Origin of the sequence: Microvirga lenta (assembly GCF_020532555.1) — a bacterium.
In the GTDB taxonomy this organism is placed as follows: domain Bacteria; phylum Pseudomonadota; class Alphaproteobacteria; order Rhizobiales; family Beijerinckiaceae; genus Microvirga; species Microvirga lenta.
In genome coordinates this window covers 81,065-95,259 of the sequence record NZ_JAJBBR010000013.1, presented here as the reverse complement: position 1 = coordinate 95,259, position 14,195 = coordinate 81,065, and the positions used below count along the sequence as shown (strand labels likewise).

The following is a 14,195-nucleotide window of genomic DNA, read 5'->3' as shown; positions in this document are numbered from 1 at the left end:
CGGTGCTAAGCGAAATTCATGCTTGAAGGACTGCACCCCAATCGCCCGACCCACGTTTTTCGGATCACCACCGACGAACGCTCCGCCCGCGCCATGACCGAGCTGATCGGCGAGATCTTCGATCCGGCCGAGACCGCGGTGGCGGCCTTCGAGACGGAGGAGGACGGCCCCTGGCTGCTGGAGGCCTATTTCGCCATGGAGCCGGACGAGGGCGCGATCCGCGACCTTCTACGCCCCGTCGTCGGGTCCGAGGCCGACAAAGGTGTCTTCGTTCCCCTGGAACAGCAGGATTGGGTGAAGGCATCCCTGGAAGGGCTGAATCCGGTCCGGGCGGGCCGGATCCTCGTCCATGGCTCCCATGACCGCGAGCAGCGGCGGCCGAACGACGTCGCCATCGAGATCGAGGCGGCGCTCGCCTTCGGCACCGGCCATCACGGCACGACGAAAGGCTGTCTCCTCGCCTTCGTGGACGAGCTCAAGCTGCGCCAGCCGCGCCATGTTCTGGATGTTGGGACGGGAACGGGAATCCTGGCCTTCGCAGCCGCCAAGACGCTGAAGCGCCCGGTCGTGGCCGGCGATATCGACCCGGAGGCGGTGCGCGTGGCCCGCGAGAACGCGCGGCTGAACGGGATCGACGCCTGGATGAAGCTCTATGTGGGCCCTGGCGTCCGCAACGCGATGGCCGACAGGCCCGGGCATTTCGATCTGGTCTTCGCCAACATTCTGGCGAAGCCCCTGCGCATCCTGGCGCCGTCCATAACGCGTGTCGCGACGGACGACGGGGCCCTGATCCTGTCGGGCCTTCTGATCAAGGACGTCCCAGGCGTGCTCTCGGCCTATGCGGCCCAGGGATGGCGCCTGCAGCGCCGCTACGACCTGGAAGGGTGGGTGGCGCTGGTGCTGAAGCGGGGCGGCGCACATCCGCGGCCCCGCCGCCGGGAATCCATGTCCTGATCAGTCCATCAGGACGCGCGGATAGCGCTTGGCGAGCATCCGGCGGAGTTCGACGGCTTCCACGTACACGTCGCGGATGGCCTTCATCAGGGTGACGATGATCATAGCAAATTCCTCAGGTTAGATACGTTAGATCTTGAAAGGCAGAAGGTCGTCGTCCTGGGCCAGGAACAGGGGCGAATGGTCCTGTCTGCGGCCGAGGTCGCGAATGAAGGCCTCGTGACGGCGCAGTTCCAACTCGGCGGCCCTGACCCGGCTTGCCACGAGGGCATTCACGATGCGCTTGGCGAGGCCGGAAAAGTTCGACGACACGTTGCCGGTGCCAACCGGAACAGTGGGGGCAAAAGCGGCTGTGGCCATGGGTTCATCTCCAAAAATCTGGCTTGATGACCTTCAGCGTTCCTCGTTTTATCATTACCAATAAGGTAAGTGCTTCTGACCTTTTTTAGGAGAGGCATTTAAGCATAAAAGCCATGCATCCCGTGCAGCGCATGGAGCCATCCTGCCATCTTTCAGGCAGCAGCTGCATAGTGCTGAGGCACGACGTGCATAGCGGAGCAGCCGATGTGAAGCAGGACAGTTGCAGGCTTGCGCCCCCGGGCCTAGCGTGGCGCGCCTCACCTCTCTGACCTTGGTTTGCATCCGAATGGCCCGCTTCCAGAACTTCGACGATTCCACCTCCCCCGCCCAAGGCCCCGAACGCATCGCGAAGCTGCGCGCGGAGTTGGCGCGCCGCGGCTTCGAGGGCTTCGTCGTGCCTCGCGCGGACGAGCACCAGGGCGAGTACGTCCCGAAGAGCGCGGAGCGCCTCGCCTGGCTGACGGGCTTCACCGGTTCCGCCGGCACCGCGGTGATTCTCCAGAGCGAGGCGGCCCTCGTGGTGGATGGGCGCTATACGGTCCAGGCCGCGGAGCAGGTGGACACCTCGGTGATCACCCCGGTCCAGATGGCGGAGACCTCGGCGGAGGACTGGATCGCCGCCCACCTGCCTCCCGGGGGAGTCCTGGCCTACGATCCCTGGCTTCACACCAGTGACGGCCTCAAGCGTCTGGAGAAGGCGGTCGCCCGTGCGGGCGGAAGCCTGGCCCCGGTGGACATCAATCTGGTCGACGTGATCTGGGTCGACCGGCCGGCCCCGCCGCAGGCCCCGGTGCGGCCCCACCCGGGCGATTATGCGGGCGAGGACGCCTCCTCGAAGCTCGAGCGCATCCGCCGGAAGATGGCGGAGGCGAAAGTCGATGCCCTCGTGATTTCCGACCCGCACAATCTCGCCTGGTCGTTCAACCTGCGCGGCGGGGATGTGGGCCACACGCCCCTGCCCCTGGGCTATGCGATCATTCCTCTCGAGGGCCCCGCGAGCCTCTTCTTCGACCCGGCCAAGATGACCAACGAGGCCGGCGCGGCCGTCGGGGATCTCGCCGAGTTCGTGCCGATCAGCGGCTTCCAGGGCGCCCTGGAGGAACTCGGGCACGAGGGCCGGAAGGTCCGCATCGATTCCGCCACCGGAGCGGTCGCCCTGATCCGACGCATCGAGTCCGCGGGCGGCAAGGTCGATGTGGGCGCGGACCCGGTTTCGCTGATGAAGGCGGTCAAGAATCAGGCCGAGATCGCCGGCTCGCGCTCCGCCCATCTGCGGGACGGGATCGCCGTTGCCCGCTTCCTCGCCTGGCTCGACCGGGAGGCCCCCACGGGCAAGCTGACCGAGATCGACGCCGTGGAGGCCCTGGAGGCTTTCCGCATCGAGACAGGGGACCTCAAGAACGTCTCCTTCCCGAGCATCTCGGGCGCCGGCCCCAATGCCGCCCTGCCCCATTACCGGGTGACCGGCTCCAGCAACCGCCCCATCGAGCGCAACCAGATCTTCCTCATCGATTCCGGAGCGCAGTACGAGGACGGCACGACCGACATCACCCGCACCATCGTGGTCGGCGAGCCGACGCCTGAGATGAAGGACCGCTTCACCCGGGTCCTGAAGGGCCATATCGCCATCGCCCAGGCGGTCTTTCCCAAGGGCACGACGGGCGCGCAGCTCGACAGCTTCGCCCGCCAGCCCCTGTGGCAGGCCGGGCTCGACTTCGACCACGGCACCGGCCACGGCATCGGCAGCTATCTCTCGGTCCACGAGGGCCCGCAGCGGATCGCCAAGACCGGCCATACCCCGCTCGAAATCGGCATGATGCTGTCGAACGAGCCGGGCTACTACAAGCCGGGCGCCTACGGCATCCGCATCGAGAACCTGATCCTCGTCGAGCCGCGGACCATCCCCGGCGGCGACCGCGAGATGTTCGGCTTCGAAACCCTCACCTTCTCGCCCATCGACCTGCGCCTCGTGGAGCCGTCGATCATGACCGAGGGCGAGATCGCATGGCTGAACGACTATCACGCCCAGGTCCGGGAGAAGTTCGCAACCGAGCTCGATGCCGAGACGCTGGCATGGCTGGAACAGGCGACGCGGCCCGTGGCGTAAACCTTCGTCATTCCGGGGCGAGCGTTAGCGAGAGCCCGGAACCCATAAACGCTGACGGTTCAGGATAGAGCGGTACGCTGATCGCTTTCTTCTGAGACTATGGTGTTTATGGGTTCCGGGCTCCGCCTTTGGCGGCCCCGGAATGACGGCTGAGCCTGTCAGATCACGGTCCGCAGCACCACCACCGATGCCACGCCGACCGCGACGGTTGCGAGCAGCGGCAGGCGGAATGCCGCGAAGGCCGTGATGGCCGCCGCTGCCGCCTCGGCCCATCCGGTCGTGAGCGCCGTCGGGGCGATGACGGCCACCAGTACGGCGGGAGGAATGGCGTCGAAAGCCGCCTTGGCGCGGCCGGTCAGCACCAGCCGGTCGGCCACGAAAAGACCGGCGATGCGGGTGACATAGGTCACCGCGGCCATGGCCAGGATGGCGAGAAGGGTGGTCGTGTCCACGCTCATGCCCGTGCTCCTTCGGGGGCCGCCAGATAGGCGGCCGCGATGCCGGCCATCGCCCCGCAGGCCACATGCCAGGGCGCGCCGACGAAGTGGTGGACCAGGGCCGCTACGGTCGCGCTGACGGCGACGGTGACCAGGGTTACGCGGCTGCGGCCGAAGCCCGCGATGAGGCCGATGAAGAGCGCCGTGAAGGCGAAATCCGCTCCGAGCCGCGCCGGATCGCCCAGGAAGGAGCCGAGAACGGCCCCGACGGCCGTGGACGCGACCCAGTTCACGTAGAGAGCCGCCGCCATGGCCGCCCAATAGGCCCCGGTCACAGGACGGTCGAGGGCGCGCCGTTCGGACAGCGCCCAGGACTCGTCGGTCATGAAGTAGAAGGCGAAGAACTCCTGGGCCCGCGAGAGCCGTATCTTGGGCGAGAGCGAAGCGCCCATGAGCACGTGCCGCACGTTGATGAGGAAGGTCGCGAAGGCCAGCGCCGCGATGGGCGCCGGATGCACCCAGGTCTCGATGGCCGCGAACTGCGCCCCGCCCGCGAAGACGAGGGCGGACATCAGCGCGATCTCCGCCGGAGACAGCCCCTTGGCGACCGCGACCGCGCCGAAGAGAAGGCCGATGGGAATGGCCGCGATGGCGGCCGGCGCGATGTCGCGCAGGCCGGCGCGGAACTCGCGCCCGAAATCGGTCCTGTAGGGATTTGCTTGGTCCATGGTCATGCTCGCTTTCCGGCGTTATGCAGGACCGGCGAGATGCCGTCTTGGATGAAAGTGCTGTTTCAGACGGCGCGGTAGATCCCCGGCGTCACGCCCATGCGGGCCTTGAAGACCCGGTTGAGGTGGCTCTGGTCGAAGAAGCCGCAGGCGGCGGCCACGTCGCCCGGAGCCTCGCCCTGCCCGAGCAGCCGGGTCGCGGCGCGGAAGCGGCGGTCGAGCAGATAGGCATGGGGCGTGAGGCCCGTCTCGTTGCGGAAAGCCCGGATGAAGTGGCTGCGCGACAATCCGGCGATCCGGGCCAGCTGCGCGAGTTCCGCCTCCTCGCCGAGATGGGCGTCGAGATAGTCGCGCACCCGGGCAATTCCCTTCGAGCAGCCGCGGGCGGGCGGCAGGCCGTCGAGATCGGCCCAGCGGGCAATCAGGCGGGCGAGGTAGTCGATCAGGCGCGTGTCCTGCTCCATTTCGGAGGTCCAGCCGTCGTCGACGCACAGGCAGGCATGGAGCTGGGCATGGGCCCAGGCGAGTTCGGGATCGTCCATCACCGAGCGCCGGAACCAGGGCGGGCGCGAGAGCGGGCGCCCCGCGACCTCCTCGGCGATCTCGTGCATCAGCTCGGGCGAGGGATAGAAGGTGCGGTATTCGAAGCCCCCGCCATAGGGCTCCCCGTCATGGATCTCGTCCGGACAGACGACCGCGATGGTGCCGGGACCCGCATAATGCTGCTCGCCCCGGTGGAAGAAGGTCTCGCATCCGGCGACGATGGCCGCGACCGCATAGGTGTCGTGGGTGTGGCGGGCATAGGCGTGACGGCGGAAGGTCGCGCGCAGGCAATCGAGGCCGTGGTGCCGCGGCACCCGCCAGAAATGCGTCACGTCGCCCGCGTCCCTCTGGTCGGGATCGAGCGAAACCTCAGGCTTCATCACCGTCATGGCCGGCATCATGGCACATCAGGCGCGGTCCGTCTTGCACAGGAGTCTCACCCCCGGCCGACAAGGGCGAACCAGCCGTCCTCGTCCATGACCTGGACGTCGAACTCCTTCGCCTTGTTGAGCTTCGAGCCCGCCCCCGGCCCCGCGACGACGATATCGGTCTTCTTCGACACCGAGCCCACCACCTTGGCGCCCAGGCGCTCGGCCATGGCCTTGGCCTCCTCCCGGGTCATCTGTTCGAGGGAGCCGGTGAAGACCACGGTCTTGCCCGCCACGGGAGAATTGGCGGCAGCGACCGTCTCGACGGGCTCCGTCGTGACCTGCGCGAGAAGCGCATCGAGCATCTCCTCGTTGTGCTTCTCCTTGAAGAACTCGATGATGGCCTCGGCCACCACCGGCCCGATGCCGCCGATGGAGGTGAGGTCCGCATGGGCCTCGGAGGCCGGATCGGCCGCGGCCTTCGCGGTTTCGCGCAGGGCCTCGAAGGTGCCGAAATGGCGCGCCAGCAGACGGGCCGAGGTTTCGCCCACATGCGGGATGCCGAGCGCGAAGATGAAGCGGTTGAGCGCGATGTTGCGGCGCGCCTCGATGGCGTCGAACAGGTTCCGGGCACTGGTCGCGCCCCAGCCCTCCCGGTTCTCCAGCCGCTTGAGGCTGCGCTCGTTGCGGGCCTGGAGGGTGAAGATATCCTGCGGGCGCTGGACCAGCCCCTCGGCATAGAACTCCTCGATGCGCTGCTCGCCCATGCCCTCGATGTCGAAGGCGTTGCGCGAGACGAAATGCTTGAGCCGCTCGCGGGCCTGCGCCGGGCAGATGAGACCGCCGGTGCAGCGGCGCACCGCATCCTCCTTGCCGGTGCGGGGATTGACCTCGCGCACCGCATGGCTGCCGCAGGCGGGGCACTGGGTCGGGAACTCGTAGGGTTTGGCGTCGGCCGGGCGCTTGTCGAGCACCACGTCGAGCACCTTGGGGATCACGTCGCCCGCCCGCAGGACCACCACCGTGTCGCCGATGCGGATGTCGATTCCGTTGCGGATCTTCTCGCCGTTGCCGCCGATGCCGCGGATGTAGTCCTCGTTGTGCAGGGTCGCGTTCGAGACCACGACGCCGCCCACCGTCACGGGCTTGAGCTTGGCGATGGGGTTGAGCGAGCCCGTGCGGCCCACATTGATCTCGATGTCCTCCAGCACAGTCACGGCCTGCTGGGCCGGGAACTTGTGCGCCAGCGCCCATCGCGGCGAGCGGGACACGAAGCCCAGGCGCTGCTGCAGGGAGAGATCGTCCACCTTGTAGACGACGCCGTCGATGTCGTAGCCGAGATTGGCCCGGTCGGTCTCGATGGCGTGGTAATGCTCCAGCAGCTCCGCGACGCTGCCGAGCCGCCGCGTCAGCGGATTGGTCTGGAAGCCGAAGACCTTGAAGCACTCGATCATGCCGAACTGGGTCGTCGCCGGCATGGCGCTGACCTCGCCCCAGGCATAGGCGAAGAACCTCAACGGACGCGAGGCGGTGATGGCCGGGTCGAGCTGGCGCAGGCTGCCCGCCGCCGCGTTGCGCGGATTGGCGAAGAGCTGCTTGCCCGCTGCCGCCTGCCGCTCGTTGATGGCGGCGAAATCGGCGTGCGAAAGATAGACCTCCCCCCTCACCTCCAGGACGTCCGGAACGTCCTTGCCTTTGAGCACCTGCGGAATGTCGCCGACCGTGCGGGCATTCGCCGTCACGTCCTCGCCCACGGCGCCGTCGCCCCGGGTGGCCGCCGTGACGAGCCTGCCGTTCTCGTAGCGCAGGCTCAGGGACAGCCCGTCGATCTTGGGCTCCGCCGTGAAGAAGAGCGGCGTGTCCGGCTTGATCTGCAGGAAGCGGCGGATGCGTTCGACGAACTCCTCCACATCCTCGTCGGCGAAGCCGTTGGCGAGCGACAGCATCGGCACCCGATGCCGGACCTTGGAGAACTTTTCCGAAGCCTTGGCGCCGACCTTCTGCGTCAGGCTTTCCGTCGTCCTGAACTCGGGAAAGCGCTCCTCGATGGCCTCGTAGCGCCGGCGCAGGGCGTCGTATTCCGCATCCGAAACCGTCGGCGCGTCCTCCTCGTAGTAGCGCTGATCGTGCTCGGCGATTTCCCGTCCCAGCGCATCATGCTCGGCACGCGCCTCCTCGGGGGTGAGCTGGTCGACGGCGGTTTCGGGAGAAGCTTTTTGTGCGGGCATGGTCGAATCGGGTTTGAGGTTGCTTGAACCATAGCGTTCCCGACGAGACTCTCCAGTGCAGGAGGGAGACGGTCGCCGGATTTGAACGGGCGCGCGTAATCGGGCTCCGGGCGTGCTGCGCGGAACCGTGCGGGATCGAGGGGTCGCGAGGAGCGAACCGGCTCGAAGGGTGGTGGTGGAGAGGGAAGAGCCGGATGGCCCCTCGCGCACGGTTCTTTTCAGGCGTTCAGGCGGCGCTGGTCCGTGAACGGCCGCAGGCGGACGCCGCACGCCTGGTGCGGCCGGGCCTGCGACCCGCTCCGGCCCCAGGGCTTGTGCCTGGGCCTCCTGCCGCACGGGGTAGCGTCGCCCCGTGCGCAGGACCGTGTCCGGTCCCACAGTCACGACGCCTCGCGAGCGCGCCCCTCGGTGGACCGGACAGGAACGATATAGCTTAGCTTGCACCAACAGTCAAGAACAAAGTAGGAACACGATCCGCCGTCCACCAGACGCCCCGCCGTCATCCCGGTGCGGGAAGTGCGGGAAGGGGATCCATTCTTCGGCTGGTGCGATCGGTGGATTCCCTTCCCCTCCGCTGCGCTCCGGCCGGGAATGACAAAGGTGTGCGTTGCCGTCATTCCGGGGCCGCGCAGCGGAGCCCGGAACCCATAAACTCGACAGGTTCAAGAAAAGATTGTGAGCGCTTCGCTTCATCCTGCGCCGTCAGCGGCTATGGGTTCCGGGCTCGGCTCTAGCGAGCCGCCCCGGAATGACGGCGTGGAGGCCCCAACGCTGCATGAAGGCGTGGATGGCCGGGACGGGCCCGGCCATGACGGGAGTGGTGCCGACCGGCTCTCCTCCCCCACGGCGGGCCTCGCTGGAAACGCCAACCTGCTCTCCTCCCCCTTGTGGGGAGGAGGTGGAGGTGGGGGTGTGGGCGCCATCCTGGTTCCAGTCCTGCGCTCACACCCCCACGCTGACCCTCCCCACAAGGGGGAGGGAATGAGGTCGCGCCAGACACCGCCTCATCCGGCAGCCTTGCACTCCCTCATCCGGCAGCCTTGCCCCCTCACCCGGACCTGCGGTCCGGCCTCTCCCCATGGGAGAGGCGAAGGGCTCCGTCCCGCCGTGCCGTCGGGCTTCCCCGGCGAGGGTGTCGGCCCCGGCGGTGCGGGAGGGGCATCCGCCGGCCCGCTTTGCCCGTCCCCGCGCCTCATGCTAAGCCTGACCCTAGAGCCGGACGCATCCGGCTTCGGGGCGTGAGAACCCCATCAGGGCGGCGCAAGCATCCGCCGCAACGATGCCTTCCCAGCCTATGGCCGGGGAGGCGCTGTCGCATGTCCAGGGCGAAAGCCTAAAGGGCAGCGCGGTCGTCCCTGACGGCTTCTCAACTCCCCGACCACCAGGGCTCCTGGTGGTCGTTTGTCTCAAGGGGAGTTTGACGATGGACCAGCCCTACAGCGTCGTGGCCGATTGGCTCTCGAAGTTTCACACCTGGCCGATGCTCATCCAGGCGCTTTGGCTCGTCGCCGGGCCGGTGACTGTGCTCGGCCTCGCCTGGATCGCCGCCCGAACCTGGCGCGACATCGCCGCCCTGCGCCACGGCGACGGACCTCTCTACGGCCTGCCGCGCGAATGGGAGGGCCCGCTGCTCACCTATCGCGGCGGCCGCCTCGCCATTGCGCAGGATCAGGAAGGCCGGGAGATCCCCGACACCTTCCGTCAGGCCGCGCAGCCGGGACAGGGGCCATACGGCGGCGGGCAGGCATGAAGGCACGTGCCGCTCACCCGTCATTCCGGGGCCGCGCAGCGGAGCCCGGCCGCGACACCGTTGCGGCCGGGCGTTCTCCGGCTACTGCGACTTCCGGGGATCGTCCGCCGGATTCACGTAAGTGATCCCCCAAGGACCCCGCGTGCTCAGCTGCACGACCGTTTCCCGGTCGGTCTGCACGTAGTGCTGCGTTCCCGGCGGCATTGCGATGACGCCGCCGGTTTCGATGGTTTTCATTGCCGCCGGGTCGAACTCGGTTCCCATGCCGATGCCGAACTCGCCGTCCACGACGGTGACCACCTCATGGGCCGGATGGGTGTGGGGCGGAATCCTGTAATCGGCCGGGAACTTGAGCCGCATCACGAACATCTCCTCCTTCGCCGGGTCCCCGTAGAGAACCGACATCTGCGCCCCCTTCGGAAGGGACGGAGGACCGTCCTTCCAGGTGACCTCACCTGGATTGACCATGGTGTGCTGGTGCTGCTGGGCGAAGGCCGGCGCCAGGACGAGCAGAAAGGCTGAAACGCAAGTTGTGGCTGGAAGCATGAACGACTGCATCGCGACCTCCCGAAATGGGGTGAGTTGGCGGACGCAAACGAGGCGGTCAGGAAAACATCATCTGCCGCCGGACCGAGGCTCTTCCTTTCGCACCCGGTTGTCAAGAAAATGCAGGGCAAGAGCTCCTGCACGGGTTCCTGCCCGTCAATATTCGCCGCCAGGGCAGCATCGCCGGGCAAGCTTAGCTTCGTCCATACGCAGTCTTACGTAATACCAAGGGAGAGCGAATTCGCTTAGACCCGCTTCCATTGAAGAAGCAATTCTCTCGACATTCACCAAGGACATAATCGACAACTGCTGTGTTGCGGGGGCAAACACAGTCGTAAGCCGCGTGCGCAGCGACGAGCTGAGCCGCGGCTTTTCTTTTGACCGGACGGGCTTCAGTGGGCCGCCGCCTCCAGCAGGCGCGCGGCGGCGGCGCGGGCCTCTTCGGTGATCGTCGCGCCGGCGAGCATCCGGGCGATCTCCTCGCGGCGGGGCGCGGCGTCGAGCGGCACGACCCGGGTTGCGACCCGGTCGGACCCGCGCACGCCCTCCTTGGCGATGAGGAAGTGGCTCTCCGCCCGGGCGGCCACCTGCGGCGCATGGGTGACGGCCATGACCTGGACCCGCTGCGACAGGCGCGCCAGGCGCTGGCCGATGGCATCGGCCACCGCGCCGCCGACGCCCGTGTCGATTTCGTCGAACACCAGGGTGGGCGCGGAGCCCTTGTCCGCCAGCACCACCTTCAGGGCCAGCATGAAGCGCGAAAGCTCGCCGCCCGAGGCCACCTTCATGAGGGGACCGCCCCGGGTGCCGGGGTTCGTCTGGGCCCAGAACTCGACCCGCTCGAAACCGGCCGGGTCGCGGCTGTTCTCGTCGGTCTGGATCTCGGTGATGAAGCGCGCCCGCTCCAGCTTGAGGGGCGGCAACTCGGCCTGGACGGCGGCATCCAGCGCCTGGGCGGCCTTCTTGCGGCCCGCCGACAGGGCCCTGGCGGCAGCGATATAGACCTTGTCGGCCTCCTTCACGGCGGCTTCGAGCGCGGCGAGCTTCTCCTCGCCCGCGTCGATGGCCGCCACGTCTTCCAGGAAGCGCTCGCGCAGGGCGGCGAGTTCGTCGGCCGGAACGTCGTATTTGCGGGCGGCGGCCCGGAGGGCGAACAGGCGCTCCTCGGTCTGCTCCAGCTCGCGCGGGTCGTATTCGGTGGCGCGGATGGCCTCTTCCAGCGCCGCCCGCGCTTCGTCGATGGCCACGAGGGCGGCATCGAGCGCCCTGACGCTCGGCTCCACCAGGGCCGGCGCCTGCGCGCTGCGGCGTTCGAGCTTGCGCACGGCCGCCGAGAGTTCGGGAACGGGGGAGGAATTGCCGGCAACCGCCTCGTAGGCTTCGTTGAGGTCCTGCGCGACCTTCTCGGACTGCATCATGACGATGCGGCGCTCGGCGAGGCTCTCCTCCTCCCCGGCGAGAGGCGCGAGCTTGTCCAGCTCCTCCACCGCGTGGCGCAGGAAATCGGATTCCTTGCGGGCCTTGTCGATCCGGGCGCGATGCTCCTGCAGGGCCGCGCGGGCGTCTCGCACCCGGCGCGCGGCCTCGCCCACGGCCTGGACCTCGTTGGAAAGGCCCCCGAAGGCGTCGAGGATCGCCCGGTGGGTGACGGGATCGACGAGAGCCCGGTCGTCGTGCTGGCCGTGGATCTCGACCAGGGCCGCGCCGATGCTCTTGAGAACCTGCACGCTGACCGGCTGGTCGTTGACGAAGGCGCGCGTCCGGCCGTCGGCCACCTGGACGCGGCGCAGGATCAGGTCGCCCTCGGTGTCGATCTCCGCATCCGCGGCGATCCTGCGGGCGGGATGATCCAGGGGACAGTCGAAGACCGCCGTCACCTGGCCTTGCGTTTCCCCGTGCCGCACGAGGCTTCCGTCGCCTCGTCCGCCCAGAGCCAATGCGAACGCATCGAGCAGAATGGACTTGCCGGCCCCGGTCTCTCCCGTGAGGACGCTGAGGCCCTCACGGAAATGGAGCTCAAGCTTGTCGATCAGGACAATGTCGCGAATCGCGAGCTGGATCAGCATGGAAGGTGGGGTTTTAAGCCCTCTTCTGCCCGACCTGGGGAACGCCGCGGAACGCCTTGCTGATCCACGACTGGGAATCCTCGCGCGGCTCGAGGCCGCCCTTGGTCAGCAGGGCATGGGCGTCCTTGTACCAAGGACTGTCGGGGAAGTTGTGACCGAGAACGGCGGCGGCCGTCTGCGCCTCGTTGACGATGCCCATGGCCATGTAGGCCTCGGTGAGACGCTCGAGAGCCTCTTCCACGTGGCGGGTCGTCTGGTAGCGCGAGACCACGGTGCGGAAGCGGTTGATGGCGCCCGCGTAGTTGCGCTTCTGGAGATAGAAGCGGCCGACTTCGAGCTCCTTGCCGGCGAGCTGATCGCTCGCGACCTGGATCTTCTTTCTCGCGTCGGCGACGTACTCGGAATTCGGGTAGCGCTCGACCAGCTCCTGAAGGGCCAGGATGGCGCGCTCCGACTTCTCCTGATCGCGGGTGATGTCCGGGATCTGGTCGTAGTAGGACGACGCCATCAGGTACTGGGCATAGGCCGCATCCGACGTGTTGGGATGCTGCTGCAGGTAGCGACGGGACGCCGTGATGGCCTCCTCATAGAGCCCGCCCTCGTAATTGGCGTAGGCCTCCATGATCATGCCCTTCCGCGACCACTCCGAATAGGGGTACTGGCGGTCGAGGCTGTTGAACTTCTTGGCCGCGCCCTCGAAGTCCCGCTTCTGAATGCGCGCCAACCCGTCGTTGTAGATCTGCTCGGCCGGAACGTCGGCCACGATCTCGGGCTTGTAGGTCTCGCTCTTATCGAACGGGTTGATCGATGAAAGGGTGTCGCAGCCCGCGAGCACGAGGCCGCACGCTCCGATGACGAGAGCGCGACCGGCAACGCCCGTCAGACCCAAATAAACCTTCGCGAAAGGCATGTTTCGCGGTCCTCCGATAAAACCGTGCTCGATATTTTCAACGATGCACCGCAGGTTCTTTACCCTATGCGCGCGCAAAGCGCCAACCCCCATCCGACAGGCTATGCCCAAGGGATAAGGGGGAGTTGTGGCGAAGCGATGCGGCCAAACGGCGCTCGGCCCGGGAACCGGGCCGGCCAGACTGCGGCTCAGTGCACTTCCGGAGCGAAGGCCGGCATGGCGATGCCGTTGCCGAGCTCGGCGTAGCCCGTCTCGCGGCGGATGCCGGCATCGACGATGGCGTAGTTCGCGCGGCTCGAGAACAGGGCCTCGAGCACCGAGAAGTTCAGGCGGTGGCCGCCGCAATAGGAGCGGTAGGTGCCCAGGAGCGGAAGGCCCGCGAGGGAGAGGTCGCCGACGGCGTCGAGGATCTTGTGCCGCACGAACTCGTCGGCATAGCGCAGGCCCTCGGGGTTCATGATGCCGTCCTCGCCGATGGCGACGGTGTTCTCGAGCGAGGCGCCCAGGGCGAAACCGGCGCTCCACAGCTTCTCGACGTCGCGCATGAAGCCGAAGGTGCGGGCGCGGGAGATGTCGCGGCGGAAGACGGTGGGGGACAGGTCGATGGCCTTGCGCTGGCGGCCGATGACCGGGGTCGGGAAATCGATTTCCACGTCGAGGCGGAAGGCGCGCTCGTTGGGGAGGAGCTCGGCGAAGGCCTTGCCCTGGGTCACGCGGACGGGCTTGAGGACCTTCAGGTAGCGGCGGCTGGCGCTCAGGACCGTCAGGCCGACCTGGTCGATGGCGTCGATGAAGGGAGCCGAGCTGCCGTCGAGGATCGGAACCTCGGGACCGTCGATCTCCACGAGGACGTTGTCGACGCCCAGGCCCGCGAAGGCCGCCATCAGGTGCTCGATGGTCGCCACGGCCCCGCTGTCGCGGTCGCCGATGACGGTGCAGAGCTCGGTGGCGGTCACGGTGAGGTGCCGGGCATCGATCAGCCGGTCGAGGCCACCGGGAAGGCCGGTCCGGAGAAAGGCAATGCCATGGTTCGCTTCAGCCGGGTGGAGGATCATCTTCACCTCGTCGCCGGAGTGAACTCCGACACCGAGGAGCGTGATGGCTGCGCGAAGCGTGGTTTGCTGGCTTTGTTTCATTATTCTCGGACCTCGTACGCCACAAACTCAGCAGGCAAACGGCCTGGCAGGGATGAAGACGT

The 14,195-nt window shown here is 67.4% G+C and carries 12 protein-coding genes; 3 read left to right on the top strand and 9 right to left on the bottom strand.

From position 1 onward, the window contains the following. Positions 1–18: 18 nt before the first annotated feature. On the top strand, positions 19–954 hold the full coding sequence (locus tag LGR44_RS18395) for a 50S ribosomal protein L11 methyltransferase (RefSeq protein WP_226742172.1): 936 nt from the start codon (positions 19–21) through the stop codon (positions 952–954). 129 nt (positions 955–1,083) lie between these two features. Here the strand turns inward: LGR44_RS18395 and LGR44_RS18390 are convergent, their stop codons facing one another. Beyond that, positions 1,084–1,314, bottom strand: coding sequence for a hypothetical protein (locus tag LGR44_RS18390; RefSeq protein WP_226742171.1), 231 nt, complete (start codon positions 1,312–1,314; stop codon positions 1,084–1,086). Between the two features lie 286 nt (positions 1,315–1,600). Between LGR44_RS18390 and LGR44_RS18385 the strand changes: the two genes are divergently transcribed. Continuing rightward, a complete protein-coding gene (locus LGR44_RS18385) occupies positions 1,601–3,421 on the top strand; it encodes an aminopeptidase P family protein (protein ID WP_226742170.1) in 1,821 nt (606 codons plus the stop codon). A 158-nt stretch (positions 3,422–3,579) separates the two neighbouring features. Here LGR44_RS18385 and LGR44_RS18380 read toward each other — a convergent pair whose 3' ends face one another. The 4 genes from LGR44_RS18380 to ligA are packed head-to-tail and all read right to left on the bottom strand — an operon-like array spanning position 3,580 to position 7,725. Continuing rightward, positions 3,580–3,879, bottom strand: coding sequence for an AzlD family protein (locus LGR44_RS18380; protein ID WP_226742169.1), 300 nt, complete (start codon positions 3,877–3,879; stop codon positions 3,580–3,582). Next, entirely contained in the window at positions 3,876–4,592 is a 717-nt protein-coding gene (locus LGR44_RS18375; RefSeq protein WP_319004867.1) for an AzlC family ABC transporter permease, read from the bottom strand. The genes LGR44_RS18380 and LGR44_RS18375 overlap by 4 nt, the downstream gene beginning before the upstream one ends. A 59-nt stretch (positions 4,593–4,651) precedes the next feature. Continuing rightward, entirely contained in the window at positions 4,652–5,518 is an 867-nt protein-coding gene (locus LGR44_RS18370) for a helix-turn-helix transcriptional regulator (RefSeq protein WP_226742168.1), read from the bottom strand. A 47-nt stretch (positions 5,519–5,565) separates the two neighbouring features. Next, positions 5,566–7,725, bottom strand: coding sequence for an NAD-dependent DNA ligase LigA (ligA, locus tag LGR44_RS18365; RefSeq protein WP_226742167.1), 2,160 nt, complete (start codon positions 7,723–7,725; stop codon positions 5,566–5,568). Positions 7,726–9,148: 1,423 nt separating this feature from the next. Between ligA and LGR44_RS18360 the strand changes: the two genes are divergently transcribed. Beyond that, positions 9,149–9,475, top strand: a complete 327-nt coding sequence (locus tag LGR44_RS18360) for a hypothetical protein (RefSeq protein WP_226742166.1) — start codon at positions 9,149–9,151, stop codon at positions 9,473–9,475. Positions 9,476–9,556: 81 nt separating this feature from the next. Here the strand turns inward: LGR44_RS18360 and LGR44_RS18355 are convergent, their stop codons facing one another. From LGR44_RS18355 to lpxC, 4 genes are all read right to left on the bottom strand, one after another. Further along, positions 9,557–10,033 carry a cupin domain-containing protein gene (locus LGR44_RS18355; RefSeq protein ID WP_226742165.1) on the bottom strand — a complete coding sequence of 159 codons (477 nt, stop codon included), beginning with the start codon at positions 10,031–10,033 and terminating at the stop codon, positions 9,557–9,559. A 380-nt stretch (positions 10,034–10,413) separates the two neighbouring features. Then, complete coding sequence (recN, locus tag LGR44_RS18350; protein WP_226742164.1) at positions 10,414–12,087, bottom strand: DNA repair protein RecN; 1,674 nt, start codon at positions 12,085–12,087, stop codon at positions 10,414–10,416. 13 nt (positions 12,088–12,100) lie between these two features. After that, on the bottom strand, positions 12,101–12,997 hold the full coding sequence (locus LGR44_RS18345) for an outer membrane protein assembly factor BamD (protein WP_226742163.1): 897 nt from the start codon (positions 12,995–12,997) through the stop codon (positions 12,101–12,103). Positions 12,998–13,185: 188 nt separating this feature from the next. Beyond that, on the bottom strand, positions 13,186–14,133 hold the full coding sequence (gene lpxC, locus LGR44_RS18340; protein ID WP_226742162.1) for a UDP-3-O-acyl-N-acetylglucosamine deacetylase: 948 nt from the start codon (positions 14,131–14,133) through the stop codon (positions 13,186–13,188). Positions 14,134–14,195 lie beyond the last annotated feature (62 nt).

Excerpts from the sequence above, each read along its gene's own strand:
- LGR44_RS18395 (WP_226742172.1), top strand. The coding sequence starts at position 19 with ATGCTTGAAGGACTGCACCCCAATCGCCCGACCCACGTTTTTCGGATC.
- LGR44_RS18390 (WP_226742171.1), bottom strand. The coding sequence starts at position 1,314 with ATGGCCACAGCCGCTTTTGCCCCCACTGTTCCGGTTGGCACCGGCAAC.
- LGR44_RS18385 (WP_226742170.1), top strand. The coding sequence starts at position 1,601 with ATGGCCCGCTTCCAGAACTTCGACGATTCCACCTCCCCCGCCCAAGGC.
- LGR44_RS18380 (WP_226742169.1), bottom strand. The coding sequence starts at position 3,879 with ATGAGCGTGGACACGACCACCCTTCTCGCCATCCTGGCCATGGCCGCG.
- LGR44_RS18375 (WP_319004867.1), bottom strand. The coding sequence starts at position 4,592 with ATGACCATGGACCAAGCAAATCCCTACAGGACCGATTTCGGGCGCGAG.
- LGR44_RS18370 (WP_226742168.1), bottom strand. The coding sequence starts at position 5,518 with ATGACGGTGATGAAGCCTGAGGTTTCGCTCGATCCCGACCAGAGGGAC.
- ligA (WP_226742167.1), bottom strand. The coding sequence starts at position 7,725 with ATGCCCGCACAAAAAGCTTCTCCCGAAACCGCCGTCGACCAGCTCACC.
- LGR44_RS18360 (WP_226742166.1), top strand. The coding sequence starts at position 9,149 with ATGGACCAGCCCTACAGCGTCGTGGCCGATTGGCTCTCGAAGTTTCAC.
- LGR44_RS18355 (WP_226742165.1), bottom strand. The coding sequence starts at position 10,033 with ATGCAGTCGTTCATGCTTCCAGCCACAACTTGCGTTTCAGCCTTTCTG.
- recN (WP_226742164.1), bottom strand. The coding sequence starts at position 12,087 with ATGCTGATCCAGCTCGCGATTCGCGACATTGTCCTGATCGACAAGCTT.
- LGR44_RS18345 (WP_226742163.1), bottom strand. The coding sequence starts at position 12,997 with ATGCCTTTCGCGAAGGTTTATTTGGGTCTGACGGGCGTTGCCGGTCGC.
- lpxC (WP_226742162.1), bottom strand. The coding sequence starts at position 14,133 with ATGAAACAAAGCCAGCAAACCACGCTTCGCGCAGCCATCACGCTCCTC.